At 51.4% G+C, this 22348-nt stretch carries 15 protein-coding genes and 1 pseudogene; 9 read left to right on the top strand and 7 right to left on the bottom strand.

All coding sequences use genetic code 11. The features are described from left to right. Positions 1–13: 13 nt before the first annotated feature. Positions 14–292 carry a VF530 family protein gene (locus DBY68_RS03270; RefSeq protein WP_108474260.1) on the bottom strand — a complete coding sequence of 93 codons (279 nt, stop codon included), beginning with the start codon at positions 290–292 and terminating at the stop codon, positions 14–16. A gap of 99 nt (positions 293–391) precedes the next feature. Continuing rightward, the gene (gene lysC / locus DBY68_RS03265; RefSeq protein ID WP_108474261.1) at positions 392–1753 is read right to left on the bottom strand and encodes a lysine-sensitive aspartokinase 3; all 1362 of its coding nucleotides are present in this window, start codon (positions 1751–1753) and stop codon (positions 392–394) included. A gap of 616 nt (positions 1754–2369) precedes the next feature. On the opposite strand from lysC, the gene DBY68_RS03260 reads away from it, so the two are divergent. The 4 genes from DBY68_RS03260 (at position 2370) to DBY68_RS03245 (ending at position 7364) form a co-directional block, all read left to right on the top strand. Further along, a complete protein-coding gene (locus DBY68_RS03260; RefSeq protein WP_041686241.1) occupies positions 2370–3755 on the top strand; it encodes a diaminobutyrate--2-oxoglutarate transaminase in 1386 nt (461 codons plus the stop codon). A gap of 15 nt (positions 3756–3770) precedes the next feature. Then, positions 3771–5234, top strand: coding sequence for an aspartate aminotransferase family protein (locus tag DBY68_RS03255; protein ID WP_108474404.1), 1464 nt, complete (start codon positions 3771–3773; stop codon positions 5232–5234). Between the two features lie 256 nt (positions 5235–5490). Continuing rightward, a complete protein-coding gene (locus DBY68_RS03250; RefSeq protein WP_108474262.1) occupies positions 5491–6480 on the top strand; it encodes a hypothetical protein in 990 nt (329 codons plus the stop codon). A gap of 92 nt (positions 6481–6572) precedes the next feature. Next, the gene (locus tag DBY68_RS03245) at positions 6573–7364 is read left to right on the top strand and encodes an MBL fold metallo-hydrolase (protein WP_108474405.1); all 792 of its coding nucleotides are present in this window, start codon (positions 6573–6575) and stop codon (positions 7362–7364) included. Positions 7365–7619: 255 nt separating this feature from the next. Here DBY68_RS03245 and DBY68_RS03240 read toward each other — a convergent pair whose 3' ends face one another. The 3 genes and pseudogenes from DBY68_RS03240 to DBY68_RS03230 all read right to left on the bottom strand — a co-directional run. Next, on the bottom strand, positions 7620–8939 hold the full coding sequence (locus DBY68_RS03240; protein ID WP_108474263.1) for a type II toxin-antitoxin system HipA family toxin: 1320 nt from the start codon (positions 8937–8939) through the stop codon (positions 7620–7622). Then, positions 8939–9202 carry a type II toxin-antitoxin system antitoxin HipB gene (hipB, locus tag DBY68_RS03235; protein ID WP_108474406.1) on the bottom strand — a complete coding sequence of 88 codons (264 nt, stop codon included), beginning with the start codon at positions 9200–9202 and terminating at the stop codon, positions 8939–8941. The genes DBY68_RS03240 and hipB overlap by 1 nt, the downstream gene beginning before the upstream one ends. A gap of 82 nt (positions 9203–9284) precedes the next feature. After that, a pseudogene (locus DBY68_RS03230) lies at positions 9285–14396 on the bottom strand (ECSE_1600 family autotransporter); the annotation flags it as partial. Between the two features lie 417 nt (positions 14397–14813). Between DBY68_RS03230 and paoA the strand changes: the two are divergent. From paoA to DBY68_RS03205, 5 genes are read left to right on the top strand one after another with little or no spacing between them, the layout of a single operon-like run. After that, positions 14814–15482, top strand: a complete 669-nt coding sequence (gene paoA, locus DBY68_RS03225; protein WP_108474264.1) for an aldehyde dehydrogenase iron-sulfur subunit PaoA — start codon at positions 14814–14816, stop codon at positions 15480–15482. Next, positions 15479–16429, top strand: coding sequence for a xanthine dehydrogenase family protein subunit M (locus tag DBY68_RS03220; RefSeq protein ID WP_108474265.1), 951 nt, complete (start codon positions 15479–15481; stop codon positions 16427–16429). Before paoA ends, DBY68_RS03220 begins: the two co-directional genes overlap by 4 nt. Before the next feature lies 1 nt (position 16430). Then, a complete protein-coding gene (gene paoC, locus DBY68_RS03215) occupies positions 16431–18629 on the top strand; it encodes an aldehyde oxidoreductase molybdenum-binding subunit PaoC (protein WP_108474266.1) in 2199 nt (732 codons plus the stop codon). Between the two features lie 9 nt (positions 18630–18638). Then, complete coding sequence (locus DBY68_RS03210; RefSeq protein WP_108474267.1) at positions 18639–19532, top strand: XdhC family protein; 894 nt, start codon at positions 18639–18641, stop codon at positions 19530–19532. Next, complete coding sequence (locus DBY68_RS03205; protein WP_233503870.1) at positions 19529–20128, top strand: nucleotidyltransferase family protein; 600 nt, start codon at positions 19529–19531, stop codon at positions 20126–20128. The genes DBY68_RS03210 and DBY68_RS03205 overlap by 4 nt, the downstream gene beginning before the upstream one ends. Here the strand turns inward: DBY68_RS03205 and DBY68_RS03200 are convergent. Further along, positions 20109–20840 (bottom strand): MerR family transcriptional regulator, encoded by a 732-nt coding sequence (locus tag DBY68_RS03200; protein ID WP_108474408.1) that lies wholly within the window; start codon positions 20838–20840, stop codon positions 20109–20111. The genes DBY68_RS03205 and DBY68_RS03200 overlap by 20 nt on opposite strands. A gap of 235 nt (positions 20841–21075) precedes the next feature. Further along, a complete protein-coding gene (locus tag DBY68_RS03195) occupies positions 21076–22296 on the bottom strand; it encodes a diguanylate phosphodiesterase (RefSeq protein ID WP_108474268.1) in 1221 nt (406 codons plus the stop codon). Between the last annotated feature and the right edge of the window lie 52 nt (positions 22297–22348).

Here is a 22348-nt window from a genome sequence, read left to right as displayed (position 1 = left end):
CAGGGGAAGGGAATCAGATCTTATCGTCACGCCCCTGAAGCCACGGGTTAAATCCGCCGTCCTGAGGTTCATCGTCTTCGAGGGAATCAAGATAGAGCGCTTCAACTTCCGCCCGCGCCCAGGGCGTGCGGCGCAAAAACTTGAGGCTGGATTTCACACTGGGATCATTTTTAAAACAGTTAATGTTCACCAGCTTGCCCAGTTTTTCCCAACCGTAGCGAGCCACCAGGGCATTAACCTGCATTTCCAGCGTAACGCCGTGCAAAGGATCTTTCGAATGTTGAGCGGTCATGAGTGTCCGAAAAAGTGTGCGTAAATAAGCGGGGAAGGTTACAAGAAAGCGGTAACGGGGGCAATGAATTGAAAAGGGGCGCGAACGCCCCTGAAAACCTTACTCGAACAGCCTGCGATGTAATGCAACGACGGCGCTATCGGCAGCGTCGCCCGGCAGCAGGAAGCTGAGATTATTATTGGATGCGCCGTGACAAATCATACGTACCGCATGCGCGTCCAGTTCAGCGAAAGCATCCCGACATACGCCCGTACCGTGATGGAGCTGATTTCCAATCAACGTCACCAACGCCAGCCCCGTTTCAATCTCAACCCGGCAGTGGGAAGAGAGCGCCGTCAGCAGTGAGGTGGTTAAGGTGTGATCTTCCCCGGATGTCGCGCAGGAGGGATCGAGCGCCAACGCAATGCTGCTTTCGGACGTGGTCACCAGATCAATATCCACCTGATGCTGTGCCAGGATGGCAAACATATCAGCAAAAAAAGCGTAGGCAGGCTGCGCGTGCAGGCTGTGCAGTCGTAACAGCGTTTGCTTGCGACGAACGGCAATCGCACGATACAGCGGTGGATTCTCGGTTTCACGGCGCACCAGCGTACCGCCAGCAGTAGTATTTTTACTGCAACCGACAAATACCGGAATGTTTTTGCGCATCGCTGGCAGTAATGTTGCCGGATGTAAGACTTTCGCCCCAAACGCAGCCATATCGCTGGCTTCGGCGAATGAAATATGGTCGATGCGTTGGGCCTGCGGTACAACGCGAGGATCGGTGGTATAGATCCCGGCGACATCCGTCCAAATATCGACACGCATTGCCTGTAACGCTTCGCCTATCAGGGATGCGGTATAGTCGCTGCCGCCGCGCCCAAGCGTAGTGGTATGCCCGGCGTCATCGCTACCGATAAAGCCCTGAGTGATAACAATGGCCTGTTCAATGCGTGGGCGCAGGTGCATTTCAGCCTGTTCAGCGATCTGGCTAAGATTCGGTTCCGCACAACCGTATACGTCGTTAGTGCGTATCACTTTGCGTGCGTCAAACCATTCTGCCTGAGCTTCACGTTCACGCAGCACTTCGGCAAACAGCAGGCTCGACATCAGCTCGCCGTGGCTCACCAGTTCATCGCTTAATGCTGCCGATGGCATTGCCTGCGCGGTTTCAGCAAGGCGGGCAATATTTTCAAGCAGTTGGTCTATTTCTTTGCTGATAACCGTTGGCTGTTTCAGGCGGGAAATAATGTTGTACTGGATGGTGCGAAGGGTATCGATTTTATCCATACGATCGCTGCTTTCCAGTCCTTCAGAAAGCTCGACTAACAGATTAGTGACACCGGCGGAGGCAGATAATACGACCAGGCGAACCTGTTCATCTGCAAGAACAATACTGGCACTGCGATTCATCGCGTCAAAGTCAGCAACGCTGGTACCGCCAAATTTGGCAACGACGAATTGTGGATAAATGCGTGTCATAACAATCTCATATCAGGGCGCCATATAAAGATGGCTAGAAAATTTTCATTCTCGGCATAAGGGAAGTGACTTCGCCTTACGAAATGTCCGCCCGCGAACATTTCTGGTGACAACCCAGGATAAACATCCCGTTGTCGATAACGTGTATGCCTCTTACGCGTTACCGGTGTGATGCGCATTAGTTCTTTTATTTACATGTAGTGCAAATAAGCGCGCCATAGTAAGTGATTTATCTTTTAGGGTCGACGTTTTTATTATATTTATCGATAAACTAGTTAAAAAGAATGTCTTATCGGCAATTCATGGGCGTTAATAAAGGTAAATGTGTGTAAAGAAAGCATAAAACCATGACATTCTGATGGTTTACATGACGTTGTACGCATTTTAGCCTTCAGTTACATTTTGCCTGAAATGGTAACGATCTTTAAAGTATGTAAACGACAGAACCCCATGTTAACCCCTGATTCAGAAAGGAAAAATCCTAATGAAAACCGCGCTAAAATAAATGATTGAGTCCTACGCTAAAACCACTTATATTAGCCGCGTTTTTTTACAGGCAGCCCCTTTAACCTTAATTCAACCCGGCGTTATTAATACCCGAGGTTGTGGGAGTGATATGATGACGGATAAAGTCCGTATTGATACTTTAAGTGCTAATTCATTACCACAAAGCAATGATACCTTTTTAGCAAGACAAGCTGAGTTTGAATCCAACGTACGAAGTTATCCACGTAAACTGCCGCTGGCGATTGCCAAAGCGCAGGGCGTTTGGATCACTGACGTTGAAAATAATCAATATCTTGATTGTCTGGCAGGTGCTGGCACCCTGGCGCTGGGTCATAATCATCCTGACGTGCTTCAAAGCATTCAAAGTGTCATCAGCAGCGGCTTACCGTTACATACGCTTGACCTTACCACACCTTTAAAAGATGAATTTTCATCTTATTTACTCTCTTTATTGCCGGGTCAGGGCAAAGAGTATTGCCTGCAATTTACCGGCCCGTCCGGCGCTGACGCAGTAGAAGCTGCGCTCAAGCTGGCGAAAAAAGTGACCGGTCGTTCCAGCATTATCAGCTTCTCTGGTGGTTATCACGGGATGACGCATGGCGCGCTTTCCGTCACCGGTAACCTGTCGCCAAAAGAAGCCGTTTCCAACATGATGCCGGAAGTGCAGTTCATGCCGTATCCGCATCAGTACCGTTGCCCGTTGGGTATTGGCGGCGACGCTGGCGTTAAAGCGTTGACGTATTACTTCGAAAACCTGATCAATGACGTGGAAAGCGGCGTTCGTAAACCCGCCGCGGTTATCCTCGAAGCAGTACAGGGCGAGGGCGGTGTTAACCCGGCTCCGGTCGAGTGGCTGCAGCGCATCCGCAAAGTGACTCAGGAACACGGCATTCTGCTGATCATTGATGAAGTGCAGGCGGGCTTTGCACGTACCGGTAAACTGTTCGCCTTTGAACATGCGGGTATTGAGCCGGACATCATTGTGATGTCTAAAGCTGTCGGTGGCGGTCTGCCGCTGGCCGTACTGGGTATCAAGAAACAGTTCGACGCCTGGGCGCCGGGCCACCACACGGGTACCTTCCGTGGTAACCAGCTGGCCATGGCTACCGGTCTGACCACGCTGAAAATCCTGAAAGATGACAACATTGCTGACAAAGTTGCCGCCCAGGGTGAGTGGCTGAAAGGCAAACTGGCAGAACTGCAAAAACGTTACCCGGTCATTGGTCACGTTCGCGGTCTCGGCCTGATGATCGGCCTGGAAATCGTGAAACCGAATGAAGCGAAGGATCACATGGGTTGCTACCCGGCGGATGGCGAACTCTCTGCACTGCTGCAGAAAAAATGCTTCGAATCCGGTCTGATTCTGGAACGTGGTGGTCGTAACGGTTGCGTACTGCGTCTGCTGCCGTCTCTGCTGATCACCAATGCTGAGCTGGAAATTTTCCTCGATAAATTTGAAAACGCCTTGCTGGGCGCTGGCGTGAAGCCGGTTTAATCGGAGTTAATGAACGTGTCAGATAATAACCCGATTCTGTCCGGTTCGGCGCAAAGCATCGCGGCCTACCAGGATGCCATCGAGCAAAGCAGCAAAGCGGTTGTCGAATGGTTGCAACAGCCTGAGATGTATCAGGGTAAAACCGTCGACGAGCTGCGCGAGCGTATTCATCTGAACTTCACCGCAGAGGGCCTGGGTAACCAGGCCACTATTGCGCGTGCAGTTGAGTACTTCCTCAAAGATAGCCTTTCTGTGCACCACGCGCAGTGTGTGGCGCATCTGCACTGCCCTAGTCTGGTGATTAGCCAGGCCGCAGAAGTGCTGATTAACGCCACCAACCAGAGCATGGACTCCTGGGATCAAAGCCCATCAGCCACCATCATCGAGATGAAGCTGATCGAATGGCTGCGTGAACAGGTAGGTTATCCGGCTGGCGATGCTGGCGTCTTCACCAGCGGCGGTACCCAGAGCAATCTGATGGGGTTGATGCTGGCGCGCGATGCTTTCTTTGCTCGCCAGGGGCACTCCATTCAGCAGAATGGCTTGACCGGCGATCTCAGCAAAATCAAAGTGTTCTGCTCTGAAAGCGCACACTTCTCTGTGCAGAAGAATATGGCGCTGATGGGCCTGGGCTATCGCTCTGTGACTCAGGTAAAAACCGACGCATTCTCTCGCATGGATATGACCGACCTGAAGGCCAAACTGGCGCAGGCGAAGGCTAACGGCGAGCAGGTGATGGCGATTGTCGCTACGGCGGGAACCACCGACGCCGGTGCTATCGATCCGCTGGTCGAGATCACAGAACTGGCTGCGGCTGAGAATATCTGGGTTCACGTGGATGCCGCGTGGGGCGGGGCGCTGCTGCTCTCTGAGAAGTATCGTCACTACCTGAACGGCCTGGAATCCGCAGACTCCGTGACGCTCGATTTCCATAAGCAGTTCTTCCAGACCATCAGCTGTGGCGCATTCTTGCTGAAAGATGCACATCATTATGAACTGATGCGTTATCAGGCGGCGTATCTGAATTCTGACTTTGATGAAGAGCATGGCGTGCCAAACCTGGTGTCGAAATCACTGCAAACCACCCGTCGTTTCGATGCGCTGAAACTGTGGATGGGCCTTGAAGCGTTGGGTAAAAAGCAATATGCCGAAATCATTGATAACGGTGTAACCCTGGCACAGCAGGTAGCAGAGTTTGTTTCCACTCAGCCGCACCTGGAGCTGGTTATGCAGCCCCAGCTGGCAAGCGTACTGTTCCGTTTCCGTCCGGAAACCGGTGATACAGCATTTATCGCGCTGTTAAATCAGCGTATCGGCGACGTACTGCTTGCTTCCGGTGCTGCCAACGTCGGTGTGACGGAAGCTGACGGCGTGACTTGCCTGAAGCTGACGCTGCTGAACCCGACCGTATGCCTGGAGGATGTAAAAGTTCTGCTGGCGAGCGTTAAAGAGACGGCAGAGACACTGTTAAGTCGTTAATCTTCGAAAGAAAATATAAAGCCTCTGTTTACCCAGAGGCTTTTTTTTGACTCTTTTAAAATTAAGTACAAATAACCACACGATTATTACTATTACGGTTGAAAATTCCTATTTAAACACATGAACTGGTTGATGCCATCCGGTTTGGTTCAAATATGCATTCAATTATTTCAATTAATACTACGCTTAAATAGAACGTTGGTTTTATAAGTCATGAACTGATTGTATCTATGTTAACAAAATAGTGGAGATTGAAATGGCTAATTATCAACATATTGACGAGAGGCAATATGATCCTCTTTATCCGACGGTGAATACACCTGCTTTCAAGAAAATCTCCTGGAGTGCCGTGTTCGCCGGTGTTGTTATCTCCATTGTGATTTATTTACTTCTTATTATTTTAGGTTCGGCGATTGGCGCCACCACGGTTGACCCGCTTCAGGAAGAGAATCCAATGAATGGGTTGGCTACCGGAGCCGCGATATGGACGGGAATTAGCATGATAATTTCCGCAGCAGTGGGCGGTTTTGTCGGTGGTTGGCTCGCTTATCGTCACGGCTCACTGCATGGCGTGCTCGTGTTTGGCGTCAATACGTTAATTTGTACAACGTTCTTGCTGATGTTAGCGAATAGCGCGACAACCGGTGCGCTGAATATTGTTGGCTCAGGAATGCAGGCCGTGGGCAGCGGTATTAAATCCGTTGCGCCTTCAGTGGTAAGGGAGGCGAAAGAAAAATTGGATGAGAATAATATCAACCTTGACGATTTTCAAAATCAACTGGAACTGACATTAAGACAGACGGGTAAACCGGAATTACAACCTGAAGCTCTCGAACAAAATGCACGTAATGAGGGGCAAATGGCGCAGCATCAGGTTAATCAGGGGGGAGATATTACCCAATTCATCAAAGGTCTTGCCGACAGAAACAGTGCAACGTTTGAAGCAGCAGACCGTCAGGCGCTGAAAAATATCATTATGGCGCGTACCGGTAAAAGTGATGCCGAGGCTGAACAAATGGTCAATCAGGCAGAACAAAACTACCAGGCCGCTCGTCAAAAATATGAAGAGTTGAAAAAAGAAACTGAACAAAAAGCGCGTGAAGCGGCTGATAAAGCGGCTGCCGCTGCGGCGAAAGCGAGTTGGTACAGTTTCTTTATGCTTATTGTTATGGGCGTTGTTGCTGGCGCAATGGGGGCCGTGGGCTATCGCCGCCAACCCCGAGTCGTCACAACTTCACCGCTTTAAGTATCGCCTTATTAGCAAAACCGGCCTGAGGGTCGGTTTTTGCTTTTAAAATTTTATGCGTCTCGCGCAGCATTAACAGGAGGATATTGGTGGTGAATATTATATGCAAAGCCTGCGGCACGTCCTATTCAGTCATGCATGCTCATCCTGCGCAATGCGCCATTTGTGAAGATGAAAGACAATTTGTGCCGGTTTCCGGCCAGGAGTGGATTTCTCCCCAATCGTTACACGCAAACCATAGCAATAAATGGCGGCAGCTTTCGCCCACATTATTGACGCTGGAAACCGTACCTGCATTTGCCATTGGCCAGCGCGCATTCCTGTTAATGACGCCTGCGGGGAATATCTTATGGGATTGCATTGCTAACCTTGATGACGCCACCCGAACGCTTATCACTGGGCTTGGTGGAATCAAAGCGATCGCGATTTCACATCCGCATTACTACAGCACCATGCAAGACTGGGCAGAGGCGTTTAACGCGCCGATTTATTTACATGCTGCCGACAAGCAGTGGATTGTCAGAGACAGTCCACACATAACATTATGGCAAGGCGACACACATCAACTTGATGACGAAACCCAACTCATCCGTTTGGGTGGGCATTTTGCCGGGGGAACCGTGCTGCACCATGCTAAAGGGAAGGGTGTGCTGTTGTCTGGCGATATTATACAGGTCGCGCCAGGTGGACGATCCGTTTCTTTTATGTGGAGCTACCCAAACATGCTGCCGTTATCGGCCACAACGGTAAATGAGATCGCGCAACAATTACTGCCTATTGCATTCGACGTCATCCACGGTGCGTTTAACGGCAGAGATGTTTATGGTGATGGCGCAATGATAGTCCAGCAGTCAGCCAGGAAATATGTAGAGTGTTTGAGATAAGTGTTGAGCATGCGCTACGTAAAATCTGACGTATGGTTACCCGTGTGAAAGTCAGAATGTGCATAGCGCACGCAGAGGCAGGGGCGAAATGATATCGGACAGGAGGCGGGATAATCGAACTCACTCAATAATAAGACGGCAAATACAATTTAACATAATATACATTATGCGCACCAACACAGAACCAGACAAAATCCCGCGCGTTGCGGTCATGACTGTGCTGGTCGCGAATATCCCACCCAAACCCGTTTCTGTTCATTCCTCTGCTTCCCGAGTTAACCGTGCATGCAGCCTCAGTACATTCAACCTGATCGCCATCGCCACGTTGTTCGGAAAATCTGTCGGCAATGCAGCCGTCACGACGTCAAGTGCTGCGGGTATCTGCTCTGCGTAATCACGCAGAATTTCCTGCATTTGCTCCTGCGGAAATTTCAGCGCTTTTGCTGTTGCCATAAAATGACGAGGAAAAATTTTATCAATAGCCGTTTTCCTGCCTTTGGATGCGTTAAGCGCCATGGCCAGTTTTAAATCACTGATGTGGATTCCCGTACCGCCAAGAACCGGAAATGCCGAAATAATGTCGTAAAATGGCGTTAGCCGATAACTCCCGCCAGCCTGAATAAAAACGGAGAAGTTTTTGGCATGGCCATCCGTTGCGCCAATCAACCACTGGAATACCTGAAACTTCATAAAATCATAGCGATCTTTTAGCGCCTCGCTGGACCCCATCAAAAAAGCCATGATTTGTGCGATGCCCGGGCCTCCGTCCGATTCGTATTTGACTGATGACGGTAAACCGAAAGTCTGGCACATATCTTCCTGCGGCAAGCGAAGTAAAACTGACCGTTCAGCATTCCAGCGTCTGTCAAAACGCTCAACCGCTAACGCACGCACCCTTCCCGCTTTGATAATTCCGGCATCGGGGACGTTCAGTCCGAGTTGTTTCGCCAGCCGTAGGCAAAAATATTCATTATCAACGCTTTGGCTTAGATCAAGCGTTGCGTTGGGCTGTCTGATTTCGCCTATAGGCAGCTTAACAATGTGTGTGGTCGGCGTTATTCCTTTTGGGATACACCAGTCATCGCCCATTTTCAGCAGCGCGGTTTTCTCCTGCGCGCCGGCAACGGAGATGCGAAAGTCATTTTCTTCGTTAATCATGCCCAGCGGGATATCTGATTTATAAGCCGACAATACCTCTTCAAGCTTTGCCTCGCTTAACTTTTCCCACGTCATCACCGGATTTGCTACGCCTTCATCTTCCGGTAATAACGTCACGGCACCCACGCTATCTCGACCCACCTCTGCAAGTAAATCAAAAGGTTGCTTTGATTTCGCGCGATAACGTTTAACGATTCTGTCCCGCACGATCGGGCTATCAGGCAACAGGTTATCGAAGAAATTAAAAACCGCATCAGAGGTGATATTCCCCACCTGCAATGGTAGCGAAAGCGACAACGGCCTGGCATAGCGGTTGGCTAACCACTCCGGCGCGTATTTAAACGTATGCGCGCCATTAGTGAGTTTTGTTAACTCACCGACTCGCTGATTGTTCATCCATGTGACAAGTTTTGGCATTACCACTCCAGATGCTGTTGGTCAGTGGATTTTGGCGCTGTATCCGTTGTTTCGCATAGCGTCATTGACAGTTCAAGTGACTGTAAAATCTTAAAAAAAGTCGTCAACGTAGTGTTGTCAGGATTATTTTCAAAGTTGGAAATGGTCGCCTGCTTTATGCCGATTTTTTTTGCCAGTTCGCTCTGCGTCCAGCCTTTTTTCTGCCGAACCAGTTTCATTGCATTCGCTAATTGCGTTGGGCTGTAGATCATCAGGAAGCTCATCGTGTCGTTCGTCCACATGAAGGATATCCTCTTAAAGGGATATCAGTGGTTTTATCCCTTTAAGAGGATAATGTCAAACTATATCACCTTCCGTTTCAATGCGTGTACCATCTTTGCGAGTATGATCAGAATCTTTCACCCCCATCCAGGTAATTTGCGCCTGTGGCTGAACATACCAGGTATTTCGCGTCCCCTCACTTCCGCTAAATGTGCCTGCCTCAAAGGTATACCCCCCTTCAACAGAAGCCGTCAAACCACGAGAATCGTAGTCATCTTCAGAACGATTATCAGAACTGACGCTGTTATCGAACCAGTTATACAGGGCCCAAGTGTCTACATAGGCACCCGTCTTATCCGCAGCGTTCTGATACCAGGTGGCGTAGAGCCCCGCGCTGTAACCGCTGATCCGCCCATCCGATTTATAACCTACGCGGTGGCTTTGTGTATTACTGTGCTGATTGGCATAACCTGCCATTACGCCAAGATGCCAGCGATCCTGTGCGTTACTGCTCCACTGCGCCAAATCACCACCTAACTGCAACACATAGCGATTGGCCTGGGTTTTTAACTGACCATCACCGGCAGACGACCGTTCATGCCCCCCGACATGACGCATCCACATACTGGTTGCCGCCCCCTGGGAACGCAGTGAATCCGTATATTGTGGCTCGCCCAGACGATCGTGTAACCGATGACTAAACAGCGAGTTAGCTGCGGCAATATTGCTGATATAACTCCCGGCCTCCGGGCGATACACTGAGGGGCCTTCCGGATCCACGACAGGTGGATTATCGATGGGATCGGGCGTATCCGGTGGCGTCACGCCGTCCCATTTACTGGTCAGATACCAGTTTTTCGCTTCATCCCCCTTCCCTTTAGCCAGCGTATAAACATAAGCCCCCGCCTCTACGGTACCAGTGGTCAACGCGAAGTTACCCGCCGAATTACCGCCAACCTCGACGAGTTCAATACCATTGACCGTTTGTGCACCTACGCCGCCAATGTTATCAACGCGAACGCGTGTACTTCCTTGTGTATCGCCTTTCACGCGCATCTTATCCGTGGGCGAATTATCGCCACCCAGCGTCGTGTTGAACGTCATCAGGCCGTTGTTTCCGCTATAGTTGCCATTAACCGTCAGTACATTACCCGGTTTTCCTCCTTCGTTGTTCATCTGTACCGTGCCGCCATTATCCAGATTGCCGCCGACAGTGGTTTTGGCGACGTGAAGCGTCCCCCCGGGCATGATGTTTACATGGCCTGCAGTGGTGACATTTCCCGACATCACACCACTGTTATGGATAGTGATGTGCTGGCTTGCCATATTAACGGCAGCGTCATTACCGAAAGCAATTTCACCACTCACAATATCCGTTATGCCCTGATACGCAGCGGATTCATTATTTAAGGTCAAGATCCCAGTGCCCAGTTTCGTCACATCGCCACTACCGGTGATACTGTGGGTCATCACCCAGCCACGTTCGGTGGCGACCGTGAGAAGACCGTTGTCAATTACGGAAGCGTCACCCAGATTTTTCTGCTCGTTGACGCTCAGCGCACTACCTGCATCGATGTTGAGTTGCCCCGCAAAGCGACTATTGTCACCCCCCAGTTCAACATCAGTTTCAGCGGTCGCGCTCACGACGCCCTTGCCACTCATACTGTTGCGCAGTTCACCAGTCACATTTTTCAGCGTTAACAGCCCATCATTGGCAATATTTCCACTCCCCAACCCCTGCGCATTATCGAGGCTAACTTCAGCATCCGGACTCATGCGGGTTAATGCACTGTAGCGTGCGTTAACCCCCTCGATTGCCAACGTGCCCCCTGTAACATTCAGGTTTCCGCCACCAGCAAGTTCTCCCTGGCTCATCCCGCCGTTGCTGACCGTCAGCGAGCCGTCTTTAAACAATACGGTCGAGCCCATCTGCCCGGTGAAGGCTCCCACCGTTTGCGCCGATCCATTAAGATCGACGATGGCCGCGTTGCTGATGTTCAGTTCGCGCGTATTGCCCAGCGCGCCATCCGCGTCGGTACGCAGTGTTCCCATCTGAACGAGGGTGGCGCCCTGATAGTCGTTCTGACCATTAGAAAGTGACACTTGTCGAACCGTATTGATTGCCAGATCCCCTTCACCGCCAATTTTTGCCGACATATCAGCCATTGCGCCATAGGCACCACCATGTTCAGCTAACGTCAGCACCTGCCCGCCGTAGATATTCAGCGCCCTAAGTCCATAGTTCACGTATAAGCCATCACCAGGCGCGGTCGTGAGACGGAAACCATATTCACCATCGGCAACCACCGTGCCGTTTTGCGCAATGCGTAACGTTTTATCCGCTGCAACCTCCGCACCCTGCAAATCACGTAGCGTTAACGCCCCTCCCGTTCCAATAATCGTCTGCGCCTTAACCAGTTGAACGCCGACACGGCTATCATCCTGTTCCAGCAAATTGAGGGTTGTCAGTGGATTGTTAGCCATCGGATCGTTCCAGGGATTAGGTACGTCGATAAGCACATCGCCCGTTCCATTAACCTGATAGGTACGATCTTTCCAGCGATACTCACCCGCGCCTGCCACCAGCGTATCGGCGCTGATGTAGCCCTCCGCAAGCGTCGCGGCAGGCATTTCCGTAGTGAAAATCAGCGTGCCGCCATTCATGGCCAACCCACCGATGGATTGCTCTCCCGCTTTTACCGAGGTGATATTTTTGCTGTCAGACTGCAACAGCGCATGGGTAAGCGCCGCCGTGTTGTCCCCCTCCAGCGCAAAAGTGCTCTCTTTCAGTTGTGTAACACCGGAGAATTCAGTCCCTGTCGAATGAGTAAAGCCGAACATGTTGTCGGAAGATGACAACTGCACTCGCATTAAACCTTCGCCTTTGAGCGCATTAGTCAGCGTGTAGTCTCCGGTACTGTTTGTAGCGGCGAGAATCTCAAGGTTTCCCGGGGTAGCTATTGTCACTTCACTGGCCCCCATCCCCGTAACACCATCAGTCGTATGTGATGTAAGGGTCAGAAGGCCGCCGTTGACCAGGGTTTTACCGCTATAAGTGTTTCCGGCAGTTAACACCGTATGGCCTGCGTCATGCATCACTTTTCCGTCTTTATCGTCACCCGTAATCAACATATCGACCTGGTAACCGGTATCGCTGTTATTTGTATGGTTAAAGACAAAAACGCCTTCGCCCAGACCAAACTCTACCTTCGTCGCATTGGCGATAAACCCGGCATCCGCCGCCGCCTCACCGTGAGCGGCACCAATATTGAGCGTCCCTACGGCAGGCTCAAAGACACCTAAATATACTCCTCCACCCAAAACACTCAGAATGCCGTTATTCGTCAGCGTTAATGTTCCTTGCCCGGTCGTCCCCACATTCATATTGAATGTTTCAAGAAGAGAATCCTTCCCCTCTACCCGCACGCTCCCCTGACTCCTGTCATTAAGGGCTACCTGGGTATCACGTGCCTGAACCACGCCGCCGGAGGTAATATTCAGTTCACCAGTACCAAATACCCCAACCTGCAGCAATTGAGCGTTGGAATTTGGTGCCGTTAAATTCCACAGACTCCCCGTGGAAACATTGACTATCCCTTTCCCGGAGGTATTTCCACCAATAAATCCGTAGCCCGGTGAATTAAGCGTTGCACCAGAACGGATATTGACGATGCCATTCCCAGAATTACCCACATTGAGACCAACCGTATCGAAGGTTGATATATCATCCGTCAGGTTCAGCGTTCCGAAACCGCTTGCTTTATCACCCAAAGTAGTAATGTTTTTCGATATAAACTTACCGCCATCGCGAATATTGAGGTTACCGATACCCTCTGATCCTATAATGGTAAAGACATTATTATTGACCTGCCACAAGCCTCCCGTGGTAATGTTGACATCCCCTGTCCCGCTTTCACCATAACCTATCGAGCTCCCCCCATTACTGACGACCAGTCCCTCATTACTGATGTTCATTTCTCCCTGGCCGTCATAGCCGATATTGGTACCGAGGCTAGTCATCACGGAGTTTTTGTCTTTGACAGTAATCATCCCTTTACCGGTCTGCTTCATCCCGGCGGTAATAATACCTGAATCAACCTTACCTTCACTCGTAACATTCAGTTCACCATCGCCAGCGTCACCGACATATATATAACGGAAAGATTCGCCCGTCCCGAGGAAATTCCAATGCCCGTTATCTGTCACGTTGACAACGCCATGGGAATCATCCTGCACGCCCAACAATGAAAAATATTTATTATTAAGCAGACCACTATTAGAAATATTAACCGTGCCATTACCGTAATATCCGTTATAAAGTCTGCGAACCGTAATGACCGAATCAGGATCCTGCACATTCAGGGTTCCGACGCCGCTGGGGTTACCGCCAATAAATGTGTCTTCAGCCGTAATCTGGCCCCCGTCGCGAATAGTCGCTTCCCCGGTTCCACGATTACCAATTTGGAATTCAATGGTTGCGTCCTCATTTTGTATCTGCCAGTTACCGCCCTTTTCGACGAAAACCTGGCCGTGGCTGCCTCCTTCATAGCCTACAATGGCGACAATTGAACTCGAGACGTAACCATTATCGGTAATATTTAATGAGCCAGTGCCGTAGCTCCCTATTTCGAATAATTCTGTCGTTAGAACCGAATCTTCTCCCTCGACATTAACAGCCCCAACGCCTGTAGCCTAAGAACCTAACCTTAAATACCCGCCATCAACATGCCCCTTCTGCGTAATATTCAGTGTCCCGACTCCCGATTGCCCCACATTTAAAGGCCTGCCAGTATTCTCCGGATCATACAATCGCCAGATCCCACCCATTACATTAACGGTGCCCTGGGAGCCTACATTCGCGCCAACCACACTGGTGGTAATAGTGTTTAAAGAAGCATTACCCCCAGTCAAAATATTGAGTTCTCCAACGCTATTCCACCCGACCTGGTAGACGTCATAACCAACTGCGGTATCAATAGTCACACTTTGGCCATTATCAATCTCCAGCGGCGCCGCAGACGCTGTACCCGCGAGCGCCAGCAACACGCTCAGAGCCAGCGTGCTGATTTTGTTTATCACGGCTGGGGGATTACAACGATCAACAGTGGATGTTTTACTTACCCGGCGAGTCAATTCCGAGCAGACCTGAAATACCTGAAGAGTACTATTCCATATCACGCGATAAATTCTATTCATATAAACGCTCCATATACAAACAATGCAGCCACGAAAGAGATGAACAGTAAAATGTTAAAATGAAACTTATTGATTTTTGAGAGGTCTGTTTTGAGTGTTATCTGGATGAAAAAACGTGTCAATCCGGCTTATTTTCCAGATGTTTGATTAAAAATTATTAAAAACAGAATAACTCCTATTTCATTCAAAAATTAACCCTGCGCTCATTGCGCATAATAAGAAAAATAATCCCGACAGTAGGAAATTTGTCACTGCATTATTTCAGCATGGATAGCACTAATTGCTAAATTAAGAATGAAGCGCTAATTACACCACGCTCGCCTGGAGATTTAGGAATATTCCTTGTGAAAATAAGGGCTATCCTTAATGTTTTAAGAAAAATAGCGAAACTATTTTTATCCCTACCGGAGGCCTGGCATGAGCAAGCAAGGCGATGCATCTGAAAACCATCCCGATCTTAACCTGACACGGCGTACGCTATTAAAAATCAGCGCGGCAACTGCGGCAACAGCTGCCGTTTATCCTCAACATGCGATTGGTGAATCCGCACCTCGCGTTACGCCTGCACCTGAGATAATGCCCGTTACGCTTCAGGTAAATGGAAAGGCGTACACGTTAGAAGTTGATACTCGTACAACGCTGCTGGATGCCCTGCGTGAGCATCTTCATCTTACGGGAACCAAGAAAGGATGTGACCATGGTCAATGCGGTGCCTGCACAGTCCTGCTCGACGGGCGGCGGGTTAACGCCTGCCTGACGCTGGCGGTCATGCACCAAAATGCAGAAATCACCACCATCGAAGGGCTTGGCTCACCAGAATCCCTCCATCCGATGCAGGCTGCCTTTATTAAACATGATGGCTACCAGTGTGGTTATTGTACCCCAGGGCAAATTTGCTCTTCTGTCGCCATGCTGGATGAGATCAATGCGGGGATCCCAAGCCACGTCACGCACGATCTGGTTTCGCCAGCGCCAATGAATGACGATGAACTCCGTGAACGGATGAGCGGCAATATTTGTCGTTGCGGCGCGTACGCCAATATTCTGGCGGCAATTAATGACGTCAGCGGGGAGAAAAAATCATGAAAGCGTTTACCTATGAACGTGCGAAAACGCCCGCCGAAGCAGCAAGGAGCGCGCAGCAGAACCGGGGGGCAAAATTCATCGCCGGTGGAACAAACCTGCTTGATCTCATGAAATTAGAAATCGAGGCTCCCCTGCACCTGATAGATATCAATGGATTGGGGTTAGACAGCATCGACACCACGCCGGAAGGCGGCCTGCGCATTGGCGCCCTGGTGCGGAACACCGATCTGGCCGCCCATATGCTTATTCGGCGTGACTATGCGGTGCTGGCCAGAGCGTTGCTCGCGGGGGCGTCCGGCCAGTTACGAAATCAGGCGACCACCGGCGGAAATTTGCTGCAGCGCACGCGATGCCCCTATTTCTATGATACCAACCAACCGTGTAATAAAAGAGTACCCGGTAGCGGATGCGCGGCGCTGGACGGCTTTAGCCGTCAGCATGCCGTAACCGGAGCCAGTAAAGCCTGTATTGCCACGCATCCCAGCGACATGGCGGTAGCGATGCGCCTGCTCGATGCGGTCGTTGAAACGGTTAATCCCGATGGCCGCCAACGACGTATTCCTATCGATGCCTTTTATCTGCCGCCAGGCTCAACGCCTGATAAAGAAACGACGCTCGCGCCAGGGGAACTGATCGTCGCCGTCACGTTACCCCCACCATTGGGTGGCACACATATCTATCAAAAAATTCGCGACCGCGCGTCGTACGCTTTTGCCCTGGTCTCGGTGGCCGCCGTCATCCATCAGGATGGAACGGGCCGGGTGGCTTTCGGCGGAGTGGCGCATCAACCGTGGCGAAAGCAGGAAGCTGACCGGGCGTTACCTGACGGGGCACAAGCCGTATTCGAAAAACTCTTTGCTGATGCCACGCCTACCCCGGCGAATCAATTCAAACTCACGCTGGCGAAGCGCACGCTGGCCTCCGTACTGGCTCAGGCGAGGACATAATATGAAATTCACTCAACCTGCCGGCAACAACCCGATAGACAAACTGCGTGTCGTCGGTCAGCCGCACGATCGTATTGATGGCCCGTTAAAAACCACCGGACGCGCGCATTACGCCTATGAGCGCTCTGAAGAGGCACCTGACGCCGCTTATGGCTATGTACTGGGCGCATCGATAGCCAAAGGCCGTATTACGCACATGGATACACAGGCAGCCAAAGCGGCGCCCGGCGTGCTTGCCGTAATAACCGCGAAGCAGGCCGGCACGTTAGGGAAAGGCGAAAGAAATGCCGCCACCCTGCTCGGCGGCCCGGAAATCGAACACTACCATCAGGCGATTGCGTTAGTTGTGGCAGAAACCTTCGAACAGGCGCGTGCCGCGTCGGCGCTGATTCAGGTCAGTTACCAGCGCCAGCAGGGCGAATGGGATCTGGATGAAGCCAAATCAAAAGTGACCACGCCGCCTGATGATACTCCGGATAAAAACGTCGGCGATTTTACAACGGCGTTTACCGGGTGTGTGCATCAACTGGATGCCACCTACTCGACGCCGGATCAAAGCCACATGGCCATGGAGCCGCATGCATCAACCGCCCAGTGGGAAGGCGAAAAGCTGACTCTCTGGACATCTAATCAGATGGTGAACTGGTGCAAAAAAGATGTAGCCGTCACCCTGAAGATACCCGAAGAGAATATTCGTATTGTCTCGCCCTATATTGGCGGTGGATTTGGGGGCAAGCTCTTTTTACGTAGCGATGCGCTATTGGCCGCGCTTGGGGCGAAAACGATTAAACGTCCGGTAAAAGTGATGCTGCCCCGCCCCACAATCCCAAACAACACCACCCATCGCCCCGCAACTCGTCAGCATATTCGCATTGGGACGGATAGCGACGGTAAAATTATTGCGATTGCACACGATAGCTGGTCTGGCAATCTGCCTGGTGGCACGCCAGAGACCGCTGTACAGCAGACGGAATTCCTGTATGCCGGAGCAAATCGTCATACGGGATTAAGGCTGGCACAAATCGATCTGCCCGAAGGTAATGCCATGCGCGCGCCGGGTGAAGCGCCCGGCCTGATGGCGCTGGAAATCGCTATCGACGAAATGGCTGAAAAGACAGGCATCGATCCGGTCGAATTTCGTATTCGTAATGATACTCAGGTCGACCCGTCCGATCCCGAGCGCCCTTTTTCCCGTCGTCAGTTGATAGCGTGCCTGCGCACTGGCGCGGAACATTTCGCATGGAACAAGCGCACTGCCACGCCAGGCGCTGTGCGTGAAGGCCGCTGGCTGATTGGTATGGGTATGGCCGCTGGTTTTCGCAACAATCTGCTCGAGACGTCCGCCGCGCGAGTGATGATGAGTGCCGGAGGCGACGTTACGGTTGAAACAGACATGACCGATATTGGTACCGGGAGCTACACCATTATTGCGCAAACTGCCGCCGAAATGTTGGGCGTACCGCTGGAAAACGTGAGCGTGCGTCTGGGCGACAGTCTCTATCCCGTATCTGCCGGTTCCGGTGGGCAATGGGGGGCGAATACGTCAACTTCAGGTGTTTATGCAGCCTGCGTCAAACTGCGTAAACAAATTGCCGACAAAGCCGGTATCGATCCGGCACTCGCCGTGTTTGAAAATGAAAAAGTTAGCGATCGCTCACGTGAAATACGCCTGATTGATGTGCTTGCCGGACAACCAATGCAAGCAGAAGACCGCATTGAATTTGATGAACTGGCGACAAAATATCAGCAATCGACTTTTGCCGGACACTTTGTTGAAGTGGCGGTAGATGCCGTAACGGGCGAAATCCGCGTACGGCGCATGCTGGCCGTGTGCGCCGCAGGAAGAATACTCAATCCTAAGACCGCCCGAAGTCAGGTGATTGGCGCGATGACCATGGGCCTTGGCGCAGCCCTGATGGAAGAACTGACGGTTGATACACGTTTGGGCTATTTCGTGAATCATGATATGGCCGGCTACGAAGTACCGGTGCATGCCGATGTCCCTCATCAGGAGGTGATTTTCCTGGATGATACGGATCCCGTCTCTTCGCCAATGAAAGCGAAAGGTGTCGGCGAGCTCGGGTTGTGTGGTGTCAGCGCGGCCATTGCCAACGCCGTTTACAACGCGACGGGGGTTCGGGTTCGGGATTATCCCCTGACGCTGGATAAACTGCTTCATGGCCTGCCGGAAAACGCGTAAGGAGCTGCGATGTTACAGCGTTTGCAATGCACGCCTGAGCAGGCACTACGCACTGACGATCCCGCGACGATATTGCGTTTTGCCGTCGATTCGCTGGAAAGTGGTATGGGCGTAGCGTTAGTCACCCTTACCGATATACACGGCGGCGCAGCCCGCGCGACAGGCAGCCAAATGGCCGTGCGCGAAGATGGACATTATTGCGGTTACGTTTCGGGTGGCTGCGTAGAGTGCGCCGTTGCCTGGGAGGCGCTGGAGGTTATCGCCACAGGAAAGGATAAATCGGTGCGTTATGGTCAGGGATCGCCGTGGTTTGATATCGTTTTGCCCTGTGGTGGTGGCATTACCCTTAAGATCCACGCGCTGCGTTCCTCCGCACCGCTGCGCGATGTTCTGGGTAGCCTGGAGCAGCGTCAGTCTGTCGCATTGATCTACAACAGCCGTGTCGGTCAGCTGGAAGGTATCGTCCTCCCTCAGCATACCGGATGGGTTGCAGACAAATTTGTTATCGCCTATCACCCGACTGTACGGCTGATTCTTTCCGGGCATCATATAGAAGCCGAAATGACGCGCCAACTGGCGCGCGCGGCGGGTTATGAGGTGACGGACGATCCGGCGCTCATGGATACGCACAGCGCGTTGATTTTACTCTGGCACGATCTCGATCGGGAACAATCTTTACTGGCGCAATCACGCCTATGCCGCCCCTTTTACATTGGCGCGCTGGGCAGTGAGCGAACCCATCAGCGGCGAAAAGCGCTGTTGCGAAAATGGGGCTGGACGGAAACCGAAATCGCCAGAATTACTGCGCCCATCGGTCTTATACCCAAGGCGCGTGATTCGCGCACGCTGGCGCTGTCGGTACTCGCCGACGTCGCCAATGCCCGACAAGGCTCAGGCCAATGACAATGTACGGGCCCGTGGTGATTATTCTTGCCGCCGGAAAAAGTGAACGCTTTTATGCCTCCGGCGCGGAGCATCATAAACTCGACGCAGAGCTGTGCGGGAGACGTGTGCTCGATCGCACGCTGGAAAGCGTACAGCAATCGGCATTGCCCTGGTATCTTGTGCAACCCGAAGCAGCGGCCTCCGGCATGGGGGACTCCATCCGGCGCGGTGTTCTGGCGACACGGCAGGCACAAGGATGGCTTATTTTGCCCGCTGATTTGCCCCTGATTGAGACGAAGACGCTGATACAGATCGCGAAAGCACTACGCGACGATGCGGTGATCGTGCCCCGTTATCGCATGAAAAATGGGCATCCTGTCGCGTTTGGAAAACACTATTTGCCGCATTTAACGGCATTATCAGGAGAGACGGGCGGGCGTGGCGTGGTGAAGCAGGCACAACAGTCTGGCCGGTTAGTTAATATTGACGTCGACGATATCGGTATCGTGCTGGATATTGATACGCTTGCTGATTTGCAGACTGCAACAGACGAGTGTCTCAGACGAGAAGGCCGAAAAGACCGCGATGCGGTCATCAAGGCTGATGGAACGTAATTGCGTAACCCTGCTCGTTCCAGTGCTGCAGTAATTCTTGTTGCCGTCTTGTGGGAGTAAGCCCTGTCCAGACAAATAACGTTTGGCCTGGGAAGAGTTCAGGGCGAGGAGATTCGAGCGGTTCTGCCAGTACGGAAACGTGCCATCCGGACTGAGACAAACGCCAGGCCTCAAGCCAAAGACGAACGCGATCGTCGATTTCCCAGCCAATAAGCAACGCTTCTTTTCCAGACTTTCGTCGGCGTTCAGTTAAGGTTGCCGCGACATATTCAATCAGAACACCATCAAACATACTGCACATAATACGCGCGGTATTATGATCAAGGCTGAGTCGCTGACGTACGGGCCCATAAACATGATCGATCAAGGCATCAACCGGATGCTCACGCCCGGCGGCGACAATTTTTGCGCGAAGTTTTGACGGACTGGCATAGCGCAATACGGACATCATCTCTTCCTGAAGATAGGTCCAGTCATCGTGCGTCATGGTACGGCTCTCTTCGAGAAGCGCTTTCACCTTCCCAACCGGAACGCCGCTTTTAATCCAGCGTTTGATTTCCTCAACTCGCTGAATATCTTCTTCGTCGAACTGGCGATGCCCCCCCTCACTGCGCTGGGGTTTGAGCAACCCATAGCGCCGCTGCCATGCACGCAGCGTTACCGGGTTTATTCCGCATCTTTCGGCCACGTCGCCGATACTGTAAAAAGCCATAATGCCTCGCAACTCAACCATTACATCCCTGGGTAATGTCTGTACCGTCTGTATAACTTAGTTTTTATTGTACAGCCTTTTGGAGCAGGATGAGTATTAAAGTCGTTAACTTTTATTAAACAAGCTGTAAAAAATGAGGAATATCAACGGACATCATGGGGGTTTTAGGATAAATCACCCTCTTACGGCGCGCTGCCGCAAGAGGAATGAAAGCTAACGGGGGAGTTGTACAGCTTTACAGTAACCCTTTCTTTTCCGGCCACGCAATGGAGGGCGTACCTTCAAGATATGGCTGGGCAAACAGATCGCCCTGGAAATGGGAAATGCCTGCAGATTCAAGCCACATCCACTCTTCCGCTTTTTCAATACCCAGAGCAGACACCACAATTTCCAGCGAGCGGCAGCAGCGAATAATAGCCTGTACAATCGCCTGACGTGGGCCGCTTTTGTGGACATCGCGAATCAGTTCGGCATTAATCTTGATTCGGTCGGGCTGAAACTGCGCCAGCAGTTGCAGGCCGGCAAACCCGGCACCAAAGTTATCAATAGCCACGCTGATACCTGCCGACTTCAGTACACGTACCGCCGCGGTAAACTCTTCAATACCGGAAATCACCTCGTGCTCAGTAAATTCAACCACAATTTGCTCGGGCACCAGACCGTTAATTTTTATCTCATGAAGAAGATAATCCACGGCGTTAGGGATTTTAACCAACGTCATTGGCAACAGGTTAACGGACAAGATTTGCCCACGCAGATCACGCTCCCTCACCATCTCAAACGCCACTTTCTTACTGACGAGGTCAACTTCATAAATATCGTCGCCGCGTAAGCTATCACAATAGACATTCGACATTTCACCCTCCCGGGTGAACATCAGGGCCTCAAGGGCGATGATCTCTTGCGCCAGTGGGTCAATGATGGGTTGCAGCGCTAAGGTGTAGTCAGTAGCCGAAGAGGCCTTAAAAGGGCCCAGCTCGTCGCTGATTTTGGTCGGCACGAATTCCCAGCTCTCGGCTGGCGGAATTTCATAATAATTGTCCTTCTCTGTCGACTCGACAAAGGTGCGGAAAAACTGCAAGGCACGATCGTTATAGGTGAGTTGATAGAGCGAAGTGCCTTTATCCAGCACGGTTTGCAGCACCTCTTCCCTGGCGTGCTCGCGCAGGTCAAAAAGCTCCATGCCAACGTTGCCAAATCGGCGAGTGGGGCCATGGTCGCATAACAGTTCTACAAGATTGTAGTGTCGAGGATCTTGTACAATGTCGTGATAAATACGTCGAACCTGTTCCTCTGGGCCCTCAAGCAACTGAAAAAAATGCGTGCCGTTAAAGAGCAGTATCCCGGTGACGTTTGCCTCAGCATTCCTAAGGCTGGCGGCCGCTACCATTCCCTCAAGGGCTTTGACGGGAACGTCGTGACATAAATGGCTGCGATAAATAATCGTGGTAAGCATAGCGGTTCCGACTACAGATTTTTCTAAACATTAGCAGATAACCTGTCAAATA

The sequence above is a fragment of the Pseudocitrobacter sp. RIT415 genome (genome assembly GCF_003057695.2).
In the GTDB taxonomy this organism is placed as follows: domain Bacteria; phylum Pseudomonadota; class Gammaproteobacteria; order Enterobacterales; family Enterobacteriaceae; genus Pseudocitrobacter; species Pseudocitrobacter faecalis.
Note: the sequence above shows the minus strand (reverse complement) of the source record. Positions and strands in the feature narration are given on the sequence as shown.

Coding starts and splice junctions, on each gene's coding strand:
- DBY68_RS03270 (WP_108474260.1), bottom strand. CDS start 292: ATGACCGCTCAACATTCGAAAGATCCTTTGCACGGCGTTACGCTGGAA.
- DBY68_RS03240 (WP_108474263.1), bottom strand. CDS start 8,939: ATGCCAAAACTTGTCACATGGATGAACAATCAGCGAGTCGGTGAGTTA.
- DBY68_RS03260 (WP_041686241.1), top strand. CDS start 2,370: ATGATGACGGATAAAGTCCGTATTGATACTTTAAGTGCTAATTCATTA.
- DBY68_RS03205 (WP_233503870.1), top strand. CDS start 19,529: ATGACAATGTACGGGCCCGTGGTGATTATTCTTGCCGCCGGAAAAAGT.
- DBY68_RS03210 (WP_108474267.1), top strand. CDS start 18,639: ATGTTACAGCGTTTGCAATGCACGCCTGAGCAGGCACTACGCACTGAC.
- paoC (WP_108474266.1), top strand. CDS start 16,431: ATGAAATTCACTCAACCTGCCGGCAACAACCCGATAGACAAACTGCGT.
- DBY68_RS03195 (WP_108474268.1), bottom strand. CDS start 22,296: ATGCTTACCACGATTATTTATCGCAGCCATTTATGTCACGACGTTCCC.
- hipB (WP_108474406.1), bottom strand. CDS start 9,202: ATGAGCTTCCTGATGATCTACAGCCCAACGCAATTAGCGAATGCAATG.
- lysC (WP_108474261.1), bottom strand. CDS start 1,753: ATGACACGCATTTATCCACAATTCGTCGTTGCCAAATTTGGCGGTACC.
- paoA (WP_108474264.1), top strand. CDS start 14,814: ATGAGCAAGCAAGGCGATGCATCTGAAAACCATCCCGATCTTAACCTG.
- DBY68_RS03220 (WP_108474265.1), top strand. CDS start 15,479: ATGAAAGCGTTTACCTATGAACGTGCGAAAACGCCCGCCGAAGCAGCA.
- DBY68_RS03200 (WP_108474408.1), bottom strand. CDS start 20,840: ATGGCTTTTTACAGTATCGGCGACGTGGCCGAAAGATGCGGAATAAAC.
- DBY68_RS03250 (WP_108474262.1), top strand. CDS start 5,491: ATGGCTAATTATCAACATATTGACGAGAGGCAATATGATCCTCTTTAT.